At 57.5% G+C, this 19435-nt stretch carries 20 protein-coding genes; 17 read left to right on the top strand and 3 right to left on the bottom strand.

Annotation, left to right across the window (positions count from 1 at the left end; genetic code table 11):
* Positions 1 to 8: 8 nt before the first annotated feature.
* The 15 genes from AC1D1M_RS00615 to AC1D1M_RS00685 all read left to right on the top strand — a co-directional run bounded on the left by AC1D1M_RS00615 (position 9) and on the right by AC1D1M_RS00685 (position 13176).
* Positions 9 to 764, top strand: coding sequence for a PFL_4669 family integrating conjugative element protein (locus AC1D1M_RS00615; RefSeq protein WP_477762174.1), 756 nt, complete (start codon positions 9 to 11; stop codon positions 762 to 764).
* Positions 761 to 1279: a DUF3158 family protein gene (locus AC1D1M_RS00620; protein ID WP_477762175.1), complete on the top strand. Its 519-nt coding sequence runs from the start codon at positions 761 to 763 to the stop codon at positions 1277 to 1279. The genes AC1D1M_RS00615 and AC1D1M_RS00620 overlap by 4 nt, the downstream gene beginning before the upstream one ends.
* Entirely contained in the window at positions 1276 to 1746 is a 471-nt protein-coding gene (locus tag AC1D1M_RS00625; protein WP_477762176.1) for a single-stranded DNA-binding protein, read from the top strand. Before AC1D1M_RS00620 ends, AC1D1M_RS00625 begins: the two co-directional genes overlap by 4 nt.
* Before the next feature lie 220 nt (positions 1747 to 1966).
* Positions 1967 to 3934: a DNA topoisomerase III gene (locus AC1D1M_RS00630; RefSeq protein ID WP_477762177.1), complete on the top strand. Its 1968-nt coding sequence runs from the start codon at positions 1967 to 1969 to the stop codon at positions 3932 to 3934.
* A 911-nt stretch (positions 3935 to 4845) separates the two neighbouring features.
* The gene (locus AC1D1M_RS00635; RefSeq protein WP_477762178.1) at positions 4846 to 5427 is read left to right on the top strand and encodes an STY4534 family ICE replication protein; all 582 of its coding nucleotides are present in this window, start codon (positions 4846 to 4848) and stop codon (positions 5425 to 5427) included.
* 71 nt (positions 5428 to 5498) lie between these two features.
* Entirely contained in the window at positions 5499 to 5756 is a 258-nt protein-coding gene (locus tag AC1D1M_RS00640; RefSeq protein ID WP_477762179.1) for a hypothetical protein, read from the top strand.
* A gap of 102 nt (positions 5757 to 5858) precedes the next feature.
* Positions 5859 to 6353, top strand: coding sequence for a RadC family protein (gene radC, locus AC1D1M_RS00645; protein ID WP_477762180.1), 495 nt, complete (start codon positions 5859 to 5861; stop codon positions 6351 to 6353).
* Positions 6354 to 6405: 52 nt separating this feature from the next.
* A complete protein-coding gene (locus AC1D1M_RS00650) occupies positions 6406 to 7170 on the top strand; it encodes a DUF5983 family protein (RefSeq protein ID WP_477762181.1) in 765 nt (254 codons plus the stop codon).
* Between the two features lie 88 nt (positions 7171 to 7258).
* Complete coding sequence (gene pilL2 / locus AC1D1M_RS00655; protein ID WP_477762182.1) at positions 7259 to 7801, top strand: PFGI-1 class ICE element type IV pilus protein PilL2; 543 nt, start codon at positions 7259 to 7261, stop codon at positions 7799 to 7801.
* On the top strand, positions 7798 to 8469 hold the full coding sequence (locus AC1D1M_RS00660) for a chemotaxis protein (RefSeq protein WP_477762183.1): 672 nt from the start codon (positions 7798 to 7800) through the stop codon (positions 8467 to 8469). Before pilL2 ends, AC1D1M_RS00660 begins: the two co-directional genes overlap by 4 nt.
* 9 nt (positions 8470 to 8478) lie before the next feature.
* The gene (locus tag AC1D1M_RS00665; RefSeq protein WP_477762184.1) at positions 8479 to 9198 is read left to right on the top strand and encodes a TIGR03759 family integrating conjugative element protein; all 720 of its coding nucleotides are present in this window, start codon (positions 8479 to 8481) and stop codon (positions 9196 to 9198) included.
* Positions 9180 to 9728, top strand: coding sequence for a lysozyme family protein (locus AC1D1M_RS00670; protein WP_477762185.1), 549 nt, complete (start codon positions 9180 to 9182; stop codon positions 9726 to 9728). Before AC1D1M_RS00665 ends, AC1D1M_RS00670 begins: the two co-directional genes overlap by 19 nt.
* Positions 9725 to 10240, top strand: coding sequence for an integrating conjugative element protein (locus tag AC1D1M_RS00675; RefSeq protein WP_477762186.1), 516 nt, complete (start codon positions 9725 to 9727; stop codon positions 10238 to 10240). The genes AC1D1M_RS00670 and AC1D1M_RS00675 overlap by 4 nt, the downstream gene beginning before the upstream one ends.
* Before the next feature lie 9 nt (positions 10241 to 10249).
* Positions 10250 to 12355 carry a type IV conjugative transfer system coupling protein TraD gene (gene traD / locus AC1D1M_RS00680; RefSeq protein ID WP_477762187.1) on the top strand — a complete coding sequence of 702 codons (2106 nt, stop codon included), beginning with the start codon at positions 10250 to 10252 and terminating at the stop codon, positions 12353 to 12355.
* Positions 12356 to 12444: 89 nt separating this feature from the next.
* A complete protein-coding gene (locus AC1D1M_RS00685) occupies positions 12445 to 13176 on the top strand; it encodes a TIGR03747 family integrating conjugative element membrane protein (protein WP_477762188.1) in 732 nt (243 codons plus the stop codon).
* A gap of 40 nt (positions 13177 to 13216) precedes the next feature.
* On the opposite strand, the gene AC1D1M_RS00690 is transcribed toward AC1D1M_RS00685, so the two are convergent.
* The gene (locus tag AC1D1M_RS00690; protein WP_477762189.1) at positions 13217 to 13864 is read right to left on the bottom strand and encodes a hypothetical protein; all 648 of its coding nucleotides are present in this window, start codon (positions 13862 to 13864) and stop codon (positions 13217 to 13219) included.
* Positions 13865 to 14503: 639 nt separating this feature from the next.
* Positions 14504 to 15925, bottom strand: a complete 1422-nt coding sequence (locus AC1D1M_RS00695; protein WP_477762190.1) for an aminotransferase-like domain-containing protein — start codon at positions 15923 to 15925, stop codon at positions 14504 to 14506.
* A gap of 175 nt (positions 15926 to 16100) precedes the next feature.
* On the opposite strand from AC1D1M_RS00695, the gene AC1D1M_RS00700 reads away from it, so the two are divergent.
* Together AC1D1M_RS00700 and AC1D1M_RS00705 are read left to right on the top strand one after the other, a co-directional pair.
* The gene (locus AC1D1M_RS00700) at positions 16101 to 16874 is read left to right on the top strand and encodes a class II aldolase/adducin family protein (protein ID WP_477762191.1); all 774 of its coding nucleotides are present in this window, start codon (positions 16101 to 16103) and stop codon (positions 16872 to 16874) included.
* Between the two features lie 148 nt (positions 16875 to 17022).
* A complete protein-coding gene (locus AC1D1M_RS00705; RefSeq protein WP_477762192.1) occupies positions 17023 to 18057 on the top strand; it encodes an ABC transporter substrate-binding protein in 1035 nt (344 codons plus the stop codon).
* 217 nt (positions 18058 to 18274) lie between these two features.
* On the opposite strand, the gene AC1D1M_RS00710 is transcribed toward AC1D1M_RS00705, so the two are convergent.
* Entirely contained in the window at positions 18275 to 18457 is a 183-nt protein-coding gene (locus tag AC1D1M_RS00710; protein WP_477762193.1) for an AbrB/MazE/SpoVT family DNA-binding domain-containing protein, read from the bottom strand.
* Positions 18458 to 19435: the final 978 nt, after the last annotated feature.

Raw genomic sequence — 19435 nt, forward strand, 5'->3', positions numbered from 1 at the left:
ACAACACCGTGGCCGATCACTATCAACTCAACCTGGGATCATTGCGCAGCAGCATCACCCTGACCCTGCACACTCACCACGCCGCCCGCATCTGGCAAGGTCGGGCCGCACGCGAAGGCGTCCACTCGATCATGGGCATGGCCGGCTACATCAGTGTCACCAACCTGATCAAACAAACCGCGGCCCAGGACGATCCCTATGCCGACTGGGCCATCGTGCAACTCGAAGAAAAACTGATGCGGGCCAAGGCCGGGATGCTGGAACTGACCCAACAGCTGGATCGGATCAGACAAGAGCTGCCGACCCAGATCGACATGGGCGACAACCTCAACATCCACCCCGTCACCTTGCCGTTGTACATCGGCAGCCAGCTGGGTTTTCTGGCGGTCTACCTGTTGACCGACTACGACACCCTGGTGCGTCGGACCCTATTGACCCATCACACTGCCTTGATCGGTCGCAGGGACATGGAAGCCTGGATCGATGACGGTGCCCATCTGCTGCGCAGCCTATTCGGCCAGGCACAGCGCTATCGGCATGCTGGCGTCACGCGTGATGACATGGCGGCGAACAACGCCCGTGCCCTGGCAGCCATCGATAAATTGGGTTTGCCCCCCATGGACATCCTTGAAGGTCATCGCCGCTCCCAGTTTGCGCCACCGATCATTCGTCGTGGTGCTGTGGCAATGGATGACGGCAACGCGTTGGCAGAGCAAGAAGGAGAGCCGCCTGTGACGGTGGATGAGCCGGAGGATGAAGCATGAGTCCGATGATCCAGGCTCAGCCAATACGCCTAGAAGCGTTGACACCGGATGCCTATCGACAGCTCGAACACGCACCCTCCCTAAAAGGCCTTTTAAAGCCCTTTAAGGGTAAGGGAGAGTTGGAGCACCTGGCGCAGGTGGCGAGAGAAATCGAGGCGCAGTTATGTCACCTGATGGAGGCTGTGGTGCAGCAAGCCGGACAGCCCCCTTACTCACACTTGGATATTCGATTGGTGCTGCAGAACACCAGCGCGGGCAGCACCTTTTTGCGTTGGCGCACCCGTGACTTCGCCCGTATGGGGGTTGCGGTCTGGGAACGCCAGGTCAGCAACCAAGCCCTGCCGCAGGTCGTGCGCGAGGGACTGTACCAATTCGAATGCAACCGCATTGCACTGAACCTGCAAATGAGCGGGGTGCATTCGCTCTACCGCCAGGCATCAACCTGCGCGATCAAAATGGCCAGTGCCGAACGGTTACTGCGCCAATTCACAACCGCAGTGGAGGTATCAGGATGAGCACTTTTTTTGTCGGCGAAGGCAATATCGGCAGTGCGCCAGAGTTCCAGGAATTTCCATCAGGCAATGACGAGCCACGGCGTTTGCTACGGCTGAATGTGTACTTCGACAACCCCGTGCCACGCGAGGGCAGCTATGAAGATCGAGGCGGCTATTGGGCGCCGGTTGAACTCTGGCACCGCGAAGCTGAGCACTGGAGCACGCTGTACCAGAAAGGCATGCGCGTGTTGGTCGAAGGCCGCACCGTGCGCGATGAGTGGGAGGACAGCGAAGACAATGCGCGGGTCACCTTCAAGATCGAGGCCCGTCGAGTCGGCATGCTGCCTCACCGGATGCACAGCGTGGTCATGCGCGAACGCTCCAGTGAACCAGCGGCATCTGCGACACACGTCGGGCAAAACACAGAGCAGGCCAGCTCACCTGCGTCGAAACCCAAAAAACGCAGAGGGCCGCCATCTACGGACTGACAGACTTCAGGCATAAGAATTGCGCCTTTGCGCGAAGTTGCTGAGCTGTTTTTTTACTCGCTGCTCGTGAAGACCCACCTGTCGTCCACACTACAAGCCGCCCCGGCCCATTCAAGCCTGCCCTCACCGACTAATATGAGGAACCTGTCATTCAGGTTTCTCATATCTCGCCACTGCTGTTTCCAACCACGCTGCTCCGAACTCAATCCGGAGCAGTTCTATGCGCCTCTTCCTCTGCGAGAAACCTTCCCAGGGTCGGGACATCGCCAAGGCACTCGGGGTCAATCGGCGTGGTGATGGTTGCCTGATCGGCACCGACTCAATCGTCACCTGGTGTATCGGCCACCTGCTGGAGACAGCACCGCCTGAAGCCTATGGCGAGCAATTCAAGAGTTGGTCGTTGGATCATCTACCGATCATTCCCGCGCAGTGGCAGGTCGAGGTCAAACCCAAGACCGCAGCACAGTTCAACGTCATCAAGCGTCTGCTCAGCGAAGCCACCAGCGTCGTCATCGCCACCGACGCCGACCGCGAAGGTGAAATGATTGCCCGCGAGTTACTGGAACTCTGCCGGTATCGAGGCCCCGTTCAGCGCCTCTGGTTGTCCGCACTCAACGAGGCGTCGATTCGCAAGGCACTGTCCTCGCTGAGGTCTGGGCAGGAGACCTTCTCGCTCTACCACTCAGCCGTCGCCCGAAGCCGCGCCGACTGGCTAATCGGCATGAACCTCAGTCGTTTATTTACCCTTCTCGGTCGGCGGGTGGGTTACGACGGCGTACTATCGGTTGGACGTGTCCAGACACCCACTTTACGTCTGGTGGTCGATCGGGATCGTGCGATTGCCAGCTTCGTCTCGGTGCCCTACTGGGAAGTGGAGGTGCACCTGTCCTCAATGGGGCAACCATTCATCGCGTCGTGGTTACCACCCAGCTCAGGGCAGGACGAGGTAGGTCGTTGCCAGCAACAAGCGCTGGCCATTCAGGCGGCCCATGAGATTTCTAGCGGTAAGACCGCCACAGTACTCTCGCTGCAGACTGAGCATTTCCGAGAACCGCCGCCCCTGCCCTTCGACCTGAGCACACTGCAAGAAGTCTGCTCGCGCAAGCTGGGACTCGGCGCTCAGGAAACCCTAAACACTGCCCAATCCCTGTATGAAACCTACAAAGCCACCACCTATCCACGCAGCGATTGCCGCTATTTGCCGGATAGTATGTTCAACGAGGTTCCCGCGGTATTCGATGCCCTGCTCAAAACGGATCCCGCACTACGGCCCGCACTCGGAAGCGTCGATCGATCATTGCGCTCACGGGCATGGAACGATGCCAAGGTCACCGCGCACCACGGCATCATCCCCACCACCGAACCCGCGAACCTTGCGCGGATGTCTCAACAAGAGCGCAATGTCTACGAGCTGATTCGTTACCACTACCTCGCGCAATTTCTTCCGCATCATGAGTTTGATCGAACCCAGGTCGAACTGGAGTGTGGCGAAGAACGATTGACCGCTGCTGGCAAACAGATTCTGGTTCAGGGCTGGAAAGGCTTGTTCTACGAAAACACCGAGGAGGATGAGCCCAGTCAAAAGCATCAAGTATTGCCCGTCTTGCAACAGGGTACTCGGTGCGCAGTGAACGACGTCGAACTCAAGCCCATGCACTCCGCCGCTCCCAAACCGCTGACCGAGGGCGATCTGATCAAGGCGATGAAAAACGTGGCCAAACTGGTCAACGACCCCCGCCTGAAACAGAAACTTCGGGACACCACCGGTATCGGTACCGAAGCCACGCGAGCCGGCATCATCAAGGGATTGATTGATCGCGGTTATTTGCTGAAGAAAAAACGCGCCTTGATGGCCTCTGCGGCGGCCCATACCCTGATCGAGGCGGTACCCGCTGCAATCGCAGATCCGGGTATGACCGCGATCTGGGAGCAGGCCCTGGACGAAATCGAAGCAGGGCGTCTGACTCTGGATGAATTCGTCGCCAAGCAGGCGAGTTGGATTGCGCAATTGGTCGAACACTGTGGAGCGCTCACCTTGGCGTTACCGGTAGAAACCGGTCCAGCCTGCCCCATTTGCAACGCCTCAATGCTCAGACGTAAGGGAAAATCAGGGCCGTTCTGGTCGTGCTCCCACTACCCGGACTGCAAGGGCACTGTGCCGATCAGCAAAAATGTGCCTCGTCCATGACTCATCATTGAAGATCAACTTGAATATTGGGGCGACCTTTAAGTCAACGCACTCTGCCTTGACGTCATCCCATCCTCTCTGCTGTAGTGCCTCAGGATCATCGCCAATGGCGACCCAAGACCGATTCGCTCCGGGTAGTTCGGTCGGACTCCTAGAGTTCGGGGCCATTTCTTCTGGGGAATTTCGTTCCCGATTTGTGCTCGACCTGATCACGGCGGCGGATGACCACTATTGCCTCTGCCAGGCAATAGTGGTCATCCGCCTCGGCGATCGTATTCAGCCCCGGAGCCCACCGGGGAAACATTGGGCACCCTTTGTGCGCGGATGCGTGCCAACAGCTTCCGACCCAGGCCACGACAAGGGTCGGTTGGCGAATCATGGCGCAGTTAAACCAAGTTTTGCGAGGAGCTTGTCGACTGCGTAAGACCGCCAAAGGTGGCTTTTCTCTTCCTCGCCTGGCGACCCGTCAGGCTCACTCTTCACTTTCTTCATTCCAGTGACTGCCACTGAATTCCGGCCATAAAAAACTGGGTTGCAGCGTCTTGACGCTCCCCTGGGACAGGCTTATACAAAGGGCGTGGTTCGCTGTCGTCGACAGCCCAGCCCAGGTAGCTTGAACCTTCAAGGCTACGCCACGTTCGTGGTGGTTTACCCAAGTGCGATCAGCGTTCGGAAGCCCGCACGGTTACCGCTTCAGCGGTGATGAATGCTCACTACCCCATGTTTGCGGACCACTACCGCAGACACTCCTCAGTTGCACCGCTTTCCCCGAGATGCAACGTTCTGATCGTCATCGGCTTGCCAGTGGCGAGTCGTTCATTGCTCGCCTTCACCATACCCACCCTGACGGGGGCTCACTTCCCCATCAGGGGCTGTGCGTCGCCGTTTTCCCTTGAAACAGGAGAACCACCATGGCCCACGCCAACCACTCCCAAGAAGCGACCACTTACTTCAATCTGCACACCGTCGGTATCGGTTATCTCAACCGTGTTCGTGAAGTACAAGTCCGCCGCGGCCAGCCATTCATGGCTTGCGATATCGCAGCCCTGCACGGTGCCACCGATGCGGTGGAGTACACCCGCTTCGACTGCAAAGTCGCTGGGGGCGAAGCTGAACGCTTGATTCGTCTCTATATGGACGCCGTCAAGGCCGAGAAAAAGGTCTTGCTGTCGTTCCGTATCGGCGACCTGTGGATCGATCCGTTTCTCTACGAGAAAGGCGATAAACAAGGTCAACCGGGCGCCAGTCTGAAAGGTCGTTTGCTGTTCATCGACTGGATCAAGATCGACGGCACGTTCGAGTACAAAGCGCCCGCCAGGCAGGAAGCAACAGCACCTGCTGAGCAAGCGCCCACCAGTGAGTCATCCCCATCATCGGCTGATGCCGAAGTTGAGGAGAGTGAAAACCCAATAGAAACTCGGGTCGAACCTGAATCTCCAGCTGCTCCCCGCACGGCCCGCCGTGATGCCACCCGTACCGTTCAGTCCGCCTGAACAGTCCACGATGTTCCCCATCAAGGCGCTCCGTCGAGCGCCTTTTCTTCAATCCGCACAGGGGAACCCTCATGGAATCCTTCTGGCTTTGCGACGACTGCCTGTTCGCTGTGGCTTACGAGGACTACAGCACGTTATCGCTCTACTACACGGCGGATGAAATCGAGAAACGCATTGCAGCGATGCAACGTGGGCTGGTTCGGTTGATGCCCATCAGTGCCGACTTCGATCCCGAAACCAGCCGGGGAATAAGAACCTTTTCCTCATCGCCCTGCGACGGCTGTGGTTCACCCCTGCACGGCCAGCGCCATCGATTCACGCGGCTGTAAACAGCGCGCCATCGACTAACGCCGGCGACTTCTATATCCACCTCGGGGACACCGTTCCCCACGGGCGTGTACCCCCTGATTGTTCCCTTCGGAGGTACCCCCATGAGCACTCAACTCACGCTGATTGAAACCTCGGATGTCGAGGCTGATCGAATCAGCCAAGAAAACCAGGTGATCGACGAGGCACTGCATATTCTAGATCGTCGGCTGTTCGCCCGCGGCCCTAACCTGACGTCACCTGGCGCCGTGGCCTCATACCTAAAACTGCACCTTGTGCAACAAGAGCATGAAGTCTTCGGTGTGATTTTTCTCGATGCCCAGCACCGCGTGCTGGCGTTCGAAGTCCTCTTTCACGGCAGCATTGATGGCGCCAGCGTTTACCCCCGACAGGTCATTAAGAGGTCCATGGCCCATAACGCGGGCGCTGTCATTTTGGTTCATAACCACCCCTCAGGGTGTACGGAACCCAGCCAGGCGGATCGCGTCTTGACCGCACGGTTGAAGGAGGCCTTGGCCTTGATCGAAGTGCGCGTACTGGACCATTTTATCGTGGGTGAAGGTCGTCCCCTCTCTCTGGCCGAACATGGCTGGCTTTAACCCTAACAGGCGCCTTCGGGCGCCTTGTTCATTTTCATTCTGGAGAACCCTCATGAACCCCACATACCTAGCCCCAGCCCTGCTGGCGTGCTCAAACCCATTTGCTCGCGGCTACGACAACCTGCATATCGAACGGCTGCTACTGATCACCTACGAAGACGACTGCCCTCCCTGCTTTCGCCCCGTGCACGACTCACAGGCCCATCTGCCCGACCATGAGCTGCAACTGTTCCCCTGTCTGTTCTATGACGATTTCGCCTTGATCAGCGAAGGTCAATCCATTCCGGATGATTTGGATGAGCGCTGCCCGTCCAACGGGCTGGTGCGCCAAGTGATCTACGCCGTGATGGGCGAAATGCTCAACGAGCGGCATCACCTCGGTGACCTGTACTCCCTGGAAGAGGCCCAAGCCATGGTCCATCGCTTGCGCTTCGAAACAGGACACTACAGTCGAGCCTGGGAGATCAGTACCGCACACCTTCCTGCAGAAGCGATGTTCTATCTGGAGGAGTGGGTCAGTAATACCGCTCCGAGGCAAACCGGGCTCTTGTTCGAGCTTTTCGCGTTGCCGGATTGCCACGGAATCGGTTGCAAACTGATCGGCACTCCATGGACAGACGACAACCTGCTGAGAATTGAGAGCAAACCTTATACAAGCCTGAGACAAGAACAACTCGACGCCGGTACGCCGGAAGCCTTGATCAACGTACTGTATCTGGCGGCATTGGCGGATGTGCGATTGTTGATCTTCGATCCCGACGCTGCCGTCTTGGATGGGCTCGCCATTTTTGATGAAGAGCAACACGTTCTGCTTTAACACGACCCATCGTGAATCACCTTTCTCACTGAATGGCTCCTTCACCTCATGTCAGGTTCTGCACTGAATCTGACATGAGGTTTTTTCCATGGAGCGTTTTTTCACGCCTGTCTGCCTGCTGGGTTTGATGAGCGCCTGCACCGCGCAAATCCCCAACCCATTGCCGACCCATCCAGAGATCGACAGTGGCTCCAATCGAGCCCAATTCTCGAAGGGCACAGCCGCAGGAAGCCATCCGGCAGAACTCCGCTATGGCCGCTATACGATGGCCAGCACCGAGCCCACCACGGAACAACGCGATCTCCTCGCTCAAATCATTGACGTGAGCATCCCGTCCAGCCTGAGCCCCTCAGTGCAGGATGCGTTGCAGTACGTATTGCAGCGCTCGGGCTATTCGCTCTGTCCCGATGCCGCGGCGGTGAAGGTGCTTTTTACCCGGCCTCTGCCCGCAGCCCATTACCGGCTCGGCCCGATCTCTTTGCGCCGCGCGCTGCAAGTGCTGGCGGGCCCCGCCTGGCAACTCACAAATGATGAAGTCAGCCGTTCGGTTTGCTTCGCACAGCTGAAAACAGTGGCCAGCGTCACGCCAACCACACCCATCTCGCCCCATCAGTCGGAGGCACGCCCATGAAAGCCTCGACGTTTCAAACCCTCATCATTGGGCTGCTGTGCCTGGCGGCCGCCGGGCTGAGTGGTGGTTTGTATAACCAGTTTCAGCGCGTGGCCGAGCTACACAGCACGAACACCCAATACCGACAAACCCTGGACACACTGCAACGTGATTCAAACGCCCTCAAGGATACGCAGGAGAAGCTGCAGTACGCACTGAAAGACCTGAAGCAGATGGTCGATACCGGTGAGCAACAGGCCAATACCCTTGATCCGATGGTGGATCAGTGGGCGCATGAGATACAGGAACTGCGTGATGGCCTGACAGCCCGCGCCACCGCGGCAGACATGACAGCGCTACGCGCACGCCTTGAACAGGTCGAGCATCAACTCTTGGACCTCAGGCCCCAGCCGTCACCCCCACCGCCGACGCCTGCCGCGACCAGAGCGAAAAAAACCGCTCGCCCCAAGCCCATCCCGCTCCCGCCACCGTTCTCAGTGTTGAGTGTCGAGTCCCGCGGGGGTGAGCGTTTTTTGGCAGTCGCACCTCCTGACAGTCGCTCGCTTATGGATGTTCGGCTGCTGCATAGCGGTGAGCAGCTCGGCGCCTGGCAGCTGAAAGTGCTGGCGCCGAACTCCGCCATCTTCGCGGTGGCCACTCAACCAGACCAGACCGTGCAACTCCCTTGAGAAGCGATCATGAACCGACCGCTACTGCCCACCGTTGTCTGTCTCGTTTCGCTGCTAGCCATGGGCGCTGCGATGGGCAACCCCGCCACGACACCGTCACGGATCCAGGACACGCAGTCCGCTCCCCTGGCACGCTCTCATTCTGAACAGGCTGCAAACTGGGGTCTGACCGAGCAGGAGTGGACGCGCTTCGAACAGATCCAAGCCGGACCGCGCGGTTTCTGGAGCCCGAACCTCGATCCGTTGACCGCACTCGGAGTCGAGGCCGAGACCGACCAAGAGCGCCAGCGCTATGCCGAATTACAAGTTGCGCTGGAAGCCAAACGCGCCGAGCGCGAGTTGGCCTACCAAAACGCTTACACCACGGCCTGGGCCAAGTTGTTTCCCGGGCTGCTGCCGATCCAGGGCATGGCATCCCCGGCCCCTGCCAACTCGGCGGTCGCGTTGCGCCAAGCCCTGTTTGTGGAGGACCATTGCCCAGCGTGCACCGCCGAAGCGCAGCGTCTGCAAAGCAGTGATAACGCCTTCGATATCTACCTGGTGGGCAGCCAAGGCGAGGATGAACGCGTCCGTCGCTGGGCTCGGCAAGCAGATATCGATCCGGCCAAGGTGCAACGTCGGCAGATCACCCTGAACCATGACCGTGGTCGCTGGTTCAGCCTGGGGGCCCCGGGGCCATTGCCTGCCACATTTCAACAGGTGAATGGACAATGGCAACGCCTCGACTGAGTGGTATTGCGCTCCTGCTGACGGTGCTCGCCGTCCAGGCGGATGAACTCCCGCCTCCTGCCTACCAACTGGCGGCGCATGACGCCGACATCCCTTCTACGGTGCTGTTCGCGATTGCCCTGCAGGAGAGTGGTATCCGCGTCCGTGGTCGACTGCGGCCCTGGCCTTGGACGCTGAATATTGCCGGTAGCCCTTACCGCTTCGCCACTCGCCAAGCCGCCTGTCACGCCTTACTTCAGGCACTCGCCCGACATGACGCCAAGCGGGTCGATGTCGGTCTCGGGCAAACCAACCTGGGTTACCACGGACAACGCTTCTCTAGCCCCTGCGAAGCCCTCGACCCCTACCGAAATCTCGCCGTGACCGCCGCGCTGTTGCAGGAACATCACGCCACCACCGGTGATTGGGTGTCAGCGGCCGGACGCTATCACCGCCCGGCAGGAGGCGCGCCGGCCGCACGTTACCGTGCTGGCTTTTCCCAGAGACTCGAACATCTGCTGATTTCCTTTGAACAAGGCACATCACCATGAAGCGAATCTCCATCACCTGCTATGTCACCCTGCTCTTGGCACCTTTCGCCCAGCCGGAACTGACCGAAGCCGGGGATCAGCCTAGCGACTTTACCCACCCCCATTTTCAGGCTGCCAGGCCGCCCATAAACAACAAGCCCCAGCCTGATCGAGCCATGCGTGCGGACTTGTCCACGTTTGCCGATGAAGCCTGGATACTGCCCGTGCGCAGCTCTCACTTGAGCCCCGGCCAGATCACGTCTCGCGCCCTGAACATGCCGGGCTTGCGGCCATTTTTCCTGGTGGGTGAGGATGCCCACTCACTGGCTTGGTTGCGTCAACGTGCGACTGAACTGCAGGAAATGGGCGCGGCCGGTCTCGCCGTCGAAGTAACCGATACCGAAGCTTTGGCCCGGATTCGAGCAGCCGCTCCGGGCATCACCATCCTACCGGTCAACGGCAACGACATCGCCACCCGCCTGCAGATTGAGCACTACCCCGCCTTGATCACCGCCACCTCACTGGAACAGTGAGTCCAGACCATGGCCGAGCATGCGATGGAGTCCAAGCTCCGGCCGGCGGTTGAGCTGTACACCGTGGCAATCTGCATCGCGGCCGCGGTGCTGTGCGTGTACTCACCCTGGGCGGTGGCCCTGTCACCCGAGATCGGGCTGGTGGCGGCGCTAGCCTATGCCCTGTTCGGCCTGATCCGCCTGCGACAAGCTTGGGAGGTGCTGCGCTATCGGCGCAATATCCGCCGGCTGCCCCGCTACGAGCTGACCAGCCGACAGATTCCGGTCAGTCGCAAGCGTCTGTTCATGGGCCGCGGCTTTCGCTGGACCCGTCTGCACACCCAGCGCTTGGTCGAGGCCCAGGATCCGGCGGTCGCCCATTATGTCGACCAACCGCCCCGCTACCGCCTGGCCCGAGCACTCGAACGGCGCCTGGAGCATGCACCGTTTCCGCTTTCGACCCTGGCCCGTGCCACCGCCTGGGACAGCGCCTTCAATCCGTTGCGCCCTCTGCCCCCAGTCGGTGGCTCATCGCTGCTGCACGGGGTCGAGCCCAAAGAAACGGAAGTCAGTTTGCCCCTGGGTGAACGGGTCGGACACACCCTGGTGCTCGGCACTACCCGTGTCGGCAAGACGCGACTCGCCGAGGTGTACATCACCCAGGACATACACCGCGTTGAACACGAGGTCGTCATCGTCTTCGATCCAAAGGGCGATGCCGACCTGCTCAAGCGGATGTACGTCGAAGCCAAACGCGCTGGTCGGGAAAAGGAGTTTTATGTGTTTCATCTAGGCTGGCCGGAGATCTCCGCGCGCTACAACGCCGTGGGACGTTTCGGGCGCATCTCGGAAGTGGCGTCGCGCATTGCTGGGCAGCTCAGTGGTGAAGGCAACTCCGCAGCCTTTCGTGAGTTCGCCTGGCGTTTCGTCAACATCATCGCCCGGGCTTTGATCGAGCTGGGCCGACGCCCGGACTACCTGCAGATCCAGCGACATGTGGTCAACATCGACGCACTGTTCATCGAATACGCCCAGCAGTTTTTCGCCAAGACCGACCCGAAGGCGTGGGAAGTGATTGTCCAGCTTGAAGGCAAGCTCACCGAGAAGAACATTCCCCGGCATATGGTCGGGCGCGAAAAGCGCGTGGTGGCCATCGAGCAGTACCTGGCGGTGAAACGGGTATTTGATCCGGTACTGGACGGACTGCGTTCGGCGGTACGCTACGACCGTACTTACTTCGACAAAATCGTGGCCTCGCTACTGCCGCTGCTGGAGAAACTCACCACCGGCAAGACCGCCCAGTTACTGGCCCCCAACTACACCGATTTAGATGACCCGCGGCCAATCTTCGACTGGATGCAGATTATCCGAAAACGCGGCATCGTCTACGTCGGTCTGGATGCGCTGACCGACGCCGAGGTGGCCGCTGCTGTGGGCAACTCCATGTTCGCCGATTTGGTCTCGGTCGCGGGGCACATCTACAAACATGGAATTGACCATGGCCTACCCGCATCGGGCAGCAGCAGTGACAAACTGCCGATTAATCTGCACGCTGATGAGTTCAACGAGCTGATGGGGGATGAATTCATCCCACTGATCAATAAGGGTGGCGGCGCAGGTATCCAGGTAACCGCCTACACCCAGACCCTCAGCGATATCGAAGCGCGAATCGGTAACCGCGCCAAGGCTGGCCAAGTGATCGGCAATTTCAACACCCTACAGATGCTCCGCGTGCGTGAAACCGCCACCGCTGAACTGCTCACCCAGCAGTTGCCCAAGGTCAATGTGCTGACCAAAACCCTGGTGTCGGGCGCCACCGACACCTCCGATCCAGAGGCCAACACGGACTTCACCTCGTCCTCACAGGACCGTGTCAGCAGCACCAGTGTGCCGCTGATCGAGCCTGCTCATATCGTCAGTTTGCCCAAGGGGCAAATGTTCTCCTTCCAGGCCGGTGGGCAGCTCTGGAAAGTCCGCATGCCGTTGCCAAAACCCTCCAACGACGACGCCATACCCAAGGACCTACAGGAGCTCACCCAGCGAATGCGGGCCACCTACAACGCGCAGGCGGGGAAATGGTGGAGCGCTAGTGGCGGTGGCCCAACAACAAACTTCGATCTGGATCAGGTGGGGTAGCCCGCCCCGCCACAGGTTTCAATTCAGCAGAAAACGATCCAGAAGGAGTCGTGCCCACATCAACTCTGCAGCGCGCAATGGAGTGAACTATGGCGACTTCCGCCCAGAACACGCCGCCACAACCCATCCAGCGCCCAGGGCTGATCATCTCGGCGATCAGTCTGGTACTGCGCATCATCGGTTTGCTGATCGCCTCGTTGCTGCTCTCGATTCTGATTGAGTTTGCTGGCTTGCTGCTGTTCTGGGGTGATCAGGGCTGGCGGCATAGTCAGGCCATGCTAACAAGTGAGTTAGGTTGGCTCAGCGAGCACTTCGAATATTCACTTCTCATCCAACAGCCTGGGCCAACGATTGTCCAGTGGCTGGATTTCCTCAATAAGTGGCTGTTGGTCAAGACTGGCTTTGCTGATTTTGCCATGCAGGCGCGGGTGTCGAGCCAGGGCAACGGCTTCTGGAGCTGGATCAATCAGCTCTACGTGAGCATTGAGGATTTTGTACTGACGGCGGTGTATGTGACCTTTACCTTCCTGGTGCGCTTGACCATTCTAGTCTTGGCCACACCACTATTTTTGTTGGCCTCATTCACCGGTTTTGTCGATGGTTTGACGCGCCGCGACCTACGCAAATTTGGCGCGGGGCGAGAAAGCAGTTTTGTCTACCATCGTGCCAAACGTGCATTGATACCATTGCTGATCGTGCCCTGGGTCATTTACCTATCCCTACCCTTTACGCTCAATCCCTTAGCTATTTTTTTGCCTTGCACAGTGATACTTGGAACAGCAGTGGCGATCACAGCGACGACGTTCAAAAAATATCTCTAAGTGCTTAGTTAAGCTCTTTCCTACTTTAGATCTTCATCAATCATGGTTCTAACCAGGCAGCGAGCTTTTCAATCTCCTCGATCGCCAAATGCAAATCAGAGCGGGTCACATGGATTGTCGGATCGATGAGTAGATTACCGTCGCCATTTTCCATAAGTGTTTTCTCATGGTCACTGATGAACAGTGGGCTGGGGTATTTACCGATTGCGCCAGGTGTGTGACTGGCCCTTGTGTGCGTGATTTGATTGACATGCTGACTTGCATTTCTGGCCAGCACCACCTGCTCCAAGACGTCAAAATCCACAGGGCAGTTCGTCCAGTCTACGCCGAGCTTCTCAAAGCAGATCCGGTACCCGCTTATAAATCCCTTCTTAAAAACCTTCGGACCACATTCAGTTTCGCAGTCCAGTCCAGCGTTGCGCTCCAAGGTACGAAGGTAAACTTTCAAGCTCTCTGAGAGCATAGAGACGCAGGTTTGGCCGATAACCTCCAGTCCAGTCTGGGCCTGGAGCCATTCGTTAAGAAATGGTGGCTCATCGCTCATCGTCTCGGGATCCCATTCGGGTTCCTCGAACGGCGCATCCTTGGCATCAATCTTCCGAATTGTCTCTCGAAATGGTGCTCCAGCTTCATCGAAGTAGTGACGGATGAAGGCGGTACGCAACCCAAGAAAATATCTGACATCCACTCGATCTTCTCCATGGCTGATTCATGTGGTGCTGCGTACACATTCGGCCCCGTGGCCTGTGGGCCTCCCAGCGCTAGGGTCGAGTAGGGGCGAATGCTCTACCAGCAGCGAGAGACGTTCGTTCTCATCGCAGCTCTCGTATACCTGCCTCCAGCGTCGAAAGTCGTTCACGGAGTTGAAGAGTCCGCGCAGGAAATCACCAGCGCTCTCAATGTTACTGCTGAAGTCTGTCTCTCCGTTGATCAATGCGGCAGATCGGCAATAACCTGCCAATTTCTAGCGTAGCGACAGACAGCAATCGGCCGAGGCTGTGTAAAAACGCAGCCCCCGTTTTGCAGCCTGCGTAGCTACGTAAAATCTGCCAGCGTTTGGTTGGTCAGCAGACCTGAAATTTGCGTAGGAACGCGATTTTCGTTGCGGTTCTGACTGTCAAACTCGCACTAAAACGTTTTCACACAGCCAGGCCCGGCCATTGAGTTTGAATGAAGGAAATATGGCAATTGATCCAATAGAAATCCATGGAGCATGGCACTTTGACGGTCGAGGTGCCATGTCGCCAAAGCGAGTGTGATTAACCGTTCCCGATGGAAAGCCTGAGCACTTCAGGCTGATCGGGTTTGCGCCGAGAATATTTTCTACTCAATGGCCAAGCGGTCCGTCAGCTTCGCGCGCTAACAACTCATAAATCCGGTCGTCTATCGAATGCGCTACATTGAAGCGCATCCAGGGCACTACTCGAGCATCCGGCATAAACAATTGCCCGGGTGCGAGCAGGATTTTTTCATCCTTGACCTTCATGGCGAGTTCGGTGGAGTCCTCGATCAGCGGATGACGAGCCCACAGAAAAAGTCCTGCGTGTGGTTTGGCGAATATTTCCATTCCCACGGCTTCCAGCCTGCAAGCCACGGTTTCGTGAGCTTGCGCCAGATTGCTCTGCAGTTGTTTGATGTGTTTGCGATGCCGTCCCTGCAGCAGTACATCGAGCACCAATTCTTCGGCTATTGCCGAAGTGGTCAGGCCGCTGACCATTTTTAACGGCACCAGTTCGTCGATCAGTTCCTGGTGAGCGGCGATAAAGCCGACTCGCAGCGCCGGGGCGATGGTTTTGGAAAAACTACCGATATAGATCACCCGCGACAACTGATCCATGCCGGCCAACGCCTGTTGACCGGTCGGGTCGAGGTCGGCGTAGATGTCGTTCTCGACGATCAGGAAATCGTATTTTTCCGCCAGTTGCAGTAGCCGATGGGCGACTGCCAACGACAGGCTGGTGCCGGTGGGGCATTGCAGGCGGGTGTTGGTGAAAAATACCTTGGGACGATGAAGGTGAATGAGTTCTTCAAGTACGGCAAGGTCAACTCCGTCGCGGGTGCGCGGTACGCCCAGTAGCTTGGCCCCTTGCATATGCAGGTTGAGGAACAGGTTGTGATAACCCGGCTCGTCGACCAATACGTTGTCACCGCGTTGCACCAGGTAGCGCACCACCAAGTCCAGCGCATGGCTACCGCCGCTGGTCAACATGATCTGTTCCGGGTGCGCAGCAATGCGCGTGTCTGCCAGTTTTTCAGCCAGCTTGGCCCGTAATCGTGCGCAACCCTTGGCGAGTCCGTAGCCGGAAAAATCGCTCAATTCTCTACGGCCTATGGCACGCAGGCTGCGTTGCAGGCCTTCGTGATCGGTCCACTGCTCGGGTAACAAACCGACGCCGGGACGCAGCTCCATGCCCATTGGTTGAAAGACTTTTTGCAGCAGCAGATAGGCGTCGAAATCAAATTCGTTGTCTGTCACGGTTGTCGCTGGTGCGGGCTCGGCAAGCGTCCCGCACGACATGTCGCGCACATAGAAGCCAGCATTACGCACTGGTGTCAGATAACCGAGCGCAACCAGCCGATCATAGGCCTCGACCGCGGTGAAGTGGCTGACTTTGTGAGTCTGGGAAAATTTGCGAATAGACGGCAATTTGCTACCGGGGCGCAAGCGCTGCTCTTTGATCGCCAGGCTGATACCGGTGACGATCTGGCTGACCAGTGACACCTCCGAGCTGGGGTCTAAAAACATCATAGAAACAACCGTCCAAGCGTGGCGTTCTGCGGTGGGTGTATCGGTAAAATGACCATAACAGTGATGCAGCCCAGAAGCCTTTTCTGTTCATGGTACACCGGTAAAGGGTGTTGCAAGATCACCTCATTGCCGGTCGACCAATTCGGTCGAAACATACCATGAACAAGGATGCGTAATGCACGACATCAGCTATCAAATCGATCGTAGCCGGATCTCCAGCGAAGAGTGGGAAACCCGATGCGATCTGGCTGCACTTTATCGATTGCTCGCACACTTTCGCATGACCGATCTGATCGATACGCATATCTCCGCCCGCGTACCCGGCGAGGAGGGGCACTTCCTGATCAATCGCTACGGTGTGCTGTTCCACGAAATGCGAGCTTGCGATCTGATCAAGATCGATCATGAAGGCAATGCCGTGGACTCACATTACGGCCCTGGGAGTGTCAATCGCGCTGGATTTAACATCCACTCGGCGATCCATGCGGCACGCCCCGATGTCGCTTGCATCGTGCATACCCACACTTCAGCCGGTATTGCGGTTTCCGCGCAGGAAGAGGGGCTGCTGCCAATCAGCCAGCATGCACTCAAGTTCTACCGACGGCTTGGATACCACGACTATGAAGGTATCGCGTTGAACCCCGAAGAACGCAACCGGCTGGTTTGCGACCTGGGTTTGCACATGGCGATGATTCTGCGCAATCACGGGTTGCTCGCCGCAGGCCGGTCCATCGCCGAAGCGTTCAATCAGATCTATTTTCTGGAGCGCGCTTGCCAGGCCCAGGTTCAGGCCCTGGCCGGCGGCCGGCCGCTGCGGACGCCCCCTGAGGCAGTATGCGAATTAACCGCGCGGCAGTCCGATGACGAGATCGATCAAGAGCTGCACCAACTCGCCTGGGCGTCCGCACTGCGCCTGATTGCCGGTGATCGAGTGGATTACCGGTGCTGAAGTACGGTCGACGGTCAGGCCGTTACCTATGACTGGAGTCACCATTCTACTGGCCCCAGAGTCAGGGATGGGATAGCTGTCAGTGATCACCCTGAACACTGCCAAGCGGGTTTCAAATCTGCCAAAACCAATAATCCTAGAGGTAGACATGAATAAGAAAGCAATCGTAGCCTTGTTCCTCACAGCCATCACGTCGAGTGTCATGGCGGGTGAAATGACCGTGATTTCGTTCGGCGGAGTGAGCAAGGACGTGCAGTCGGAAGCGTTCTATAAACCATTCGAAAAAGTCACCGGCAACAAGGTGGTGGCCGGTGAGTACAACGGTGAAATGGGCCGCATCAAGGTCATGGTCGACACTAACAGCGTCAATTGGGATGCGGTACAGGTCGAGGGGCCAGAACTGATTCGCGGTTGTGACGAGGGGATGTTTGAACATCTGGATACGGCACAGTTCGGCAAGCCGTCTGACTTCGTGCCCGGCACGTTCTCCGAATGCGGTGCCGGTATGCTGGTCTGGTCGATGGCGATAGCTTACAACGCTGACAAACTCAAGGTCGCGCCGACCGGCTGGACCGACTTCTGGGATACACAGAAGTTTCCTGGCAAACGCAGCCTGCGCAAGGGGGCCAAGTACACGCTGGAAGCCGCATTGATGGCCGATGGCGTGGCTTATGCCGACATCTACAAAGTGCTGTCTACCAAGGAGGGTGTTGATCGAGCGTTTCGCAAACTTGACCAGATAAAACCTGATATTCAATGGTGGGAGGCAGGCGCGCAGCCGATGCAGTTCCTTGCCAGCGGTGATGTGGTCATGAGTACAGCGTTCAACGGTCGGGTTTTCGCGGCCCAGGAGACGGGGGCCAACGTGCAGATCGTCTGGAAGGGAAGTATCTATGCCATCGACTCATGGGCGATCCCGAAAGGCAGCAAGAGCAAAACGATGGCCGAGCAGTTTATTGCGTTCTCCCTTCGCCCGGAAAATCAGAAGGTTCATACCGAAAAGCTCGGTTATGGTTCGACCAACCAGCAAACCGCGTCATTACTTGATCCGACCTTGGCGTCGCGCCTGAACACCGCCCCGAGTAACCTGGCGCAGGCGATGCCGATCGACAGTGAGTTCTGGGTCAACCATGGTGAAGAGCTTGAGCAGCGCTTCAATGCCTGGGTGGCTAAAACGAACTGACGGCGTGTTGTGATGGTAGCCGACAAGGTGACGATTGACTTGACGTAGAGGGGGCAGCGGTCGAGATCTAAGACCGCAGGAAACGACCTATTTGAATGCCTTGAGGAGGCGTGGTTCACCGCTCCTCAAGAACCTCGATTTAGGTTGACTGACTTCCTCAGGGCGTGAGGCGGTCGCTCTGAGATGTGGCCCTATCAGTGGAAGGGCGGGGCATCGGTTAGGGACTGTCGTGACGTGTGGGCTTAAGGACAATCACCCCATCCAATACCTCGATCGTCAACTCGTCCCCAGGGCTTAAGCCCATTTTCAAAAGCAGCTCTGGTGGTAAATCGACGATGAGGTCCCCACTTCCATCCGCAGCGTCTTGGCACTTCACAGTCCAGCGCTCCCCTGCGCTCATAGCTGTTCAACCTCAAATCATTGTTGGACGAACTTCATTATGGTCACTCTGCGCTCCCCCGTATTAGTTAGCGGCCGCCAACATGCGCTTGGGAATTGCTGTCGGCGGCAGTCTAGCTGCTGCCGCATTCGCAGTTTTGACGGCACGCGCTGAACGCCAGGCGCAATCTGTTCACCCGAAAGCTGTATGAGTTATCGACTGGCCGCTATTGGCCCAGAGTGTGTAAAAACGTCAGATTGGGTTTTCTATATCGATGCTTGGAGACCGTGCTCACGTTTCGCAAACTGATCAAGGTCACGACGTTTTCAGGAACAGTTAAAACGGCTCAGCAGCTGTTGCCGCTGACCGAAAACTGACCCAGTAAAGGCTGTTCTGCCGACTGAAATCTGAGCCCGGAAGCCTCTGCTCAATGTAAGGATTTCAATCTCAGACGCGTACTTTTCTGCCGTGGAATCCATGGCGGACTTTTTCAACAGAATTGGCCGTTCTCTGCCCATTGCTCCTCTGACGTCTGCGGGTCAAGTCGGATGCACAGGGGGCGGATTCAATGCAATCGGCTGGTCAGATGAGCGCAAATACGCGCCCATCGGCATGGCGCTCTGATCGCGGCGGAACCTCTGGACTGCCGCGCCGGATACCCAACCAGCGCTTACTTCGCATAACAGGCTTGCTCCAGCTTCTTCTTGACTGATGACTAATTTCCGTTCAAGACAGAGTGCCTTGTAACAGTTATTCAGTTACGAGGCGCTCTAACCTTGTGATCTGGAGCTTTCAGGAGTGGTAATACTCTAAAGGGTTACCTTTTTCACGGAAAAGGGGTTGTGACGATATCATCATCAACGAAAGTCATCGAGAGTGGAGCTTCCCTAGAGCCTCAACCATTTTCCACCAACGGTCGAAGGGCCACATTAGCTGTAATGCACATCCCCAGTCCTTCCCCAGAAAAAGCGATTCATCAGACCTCAGGTTTCTTACGGA

The organism is Pseudomonas sp. P1_F7 (assembly GCF_056405655.1).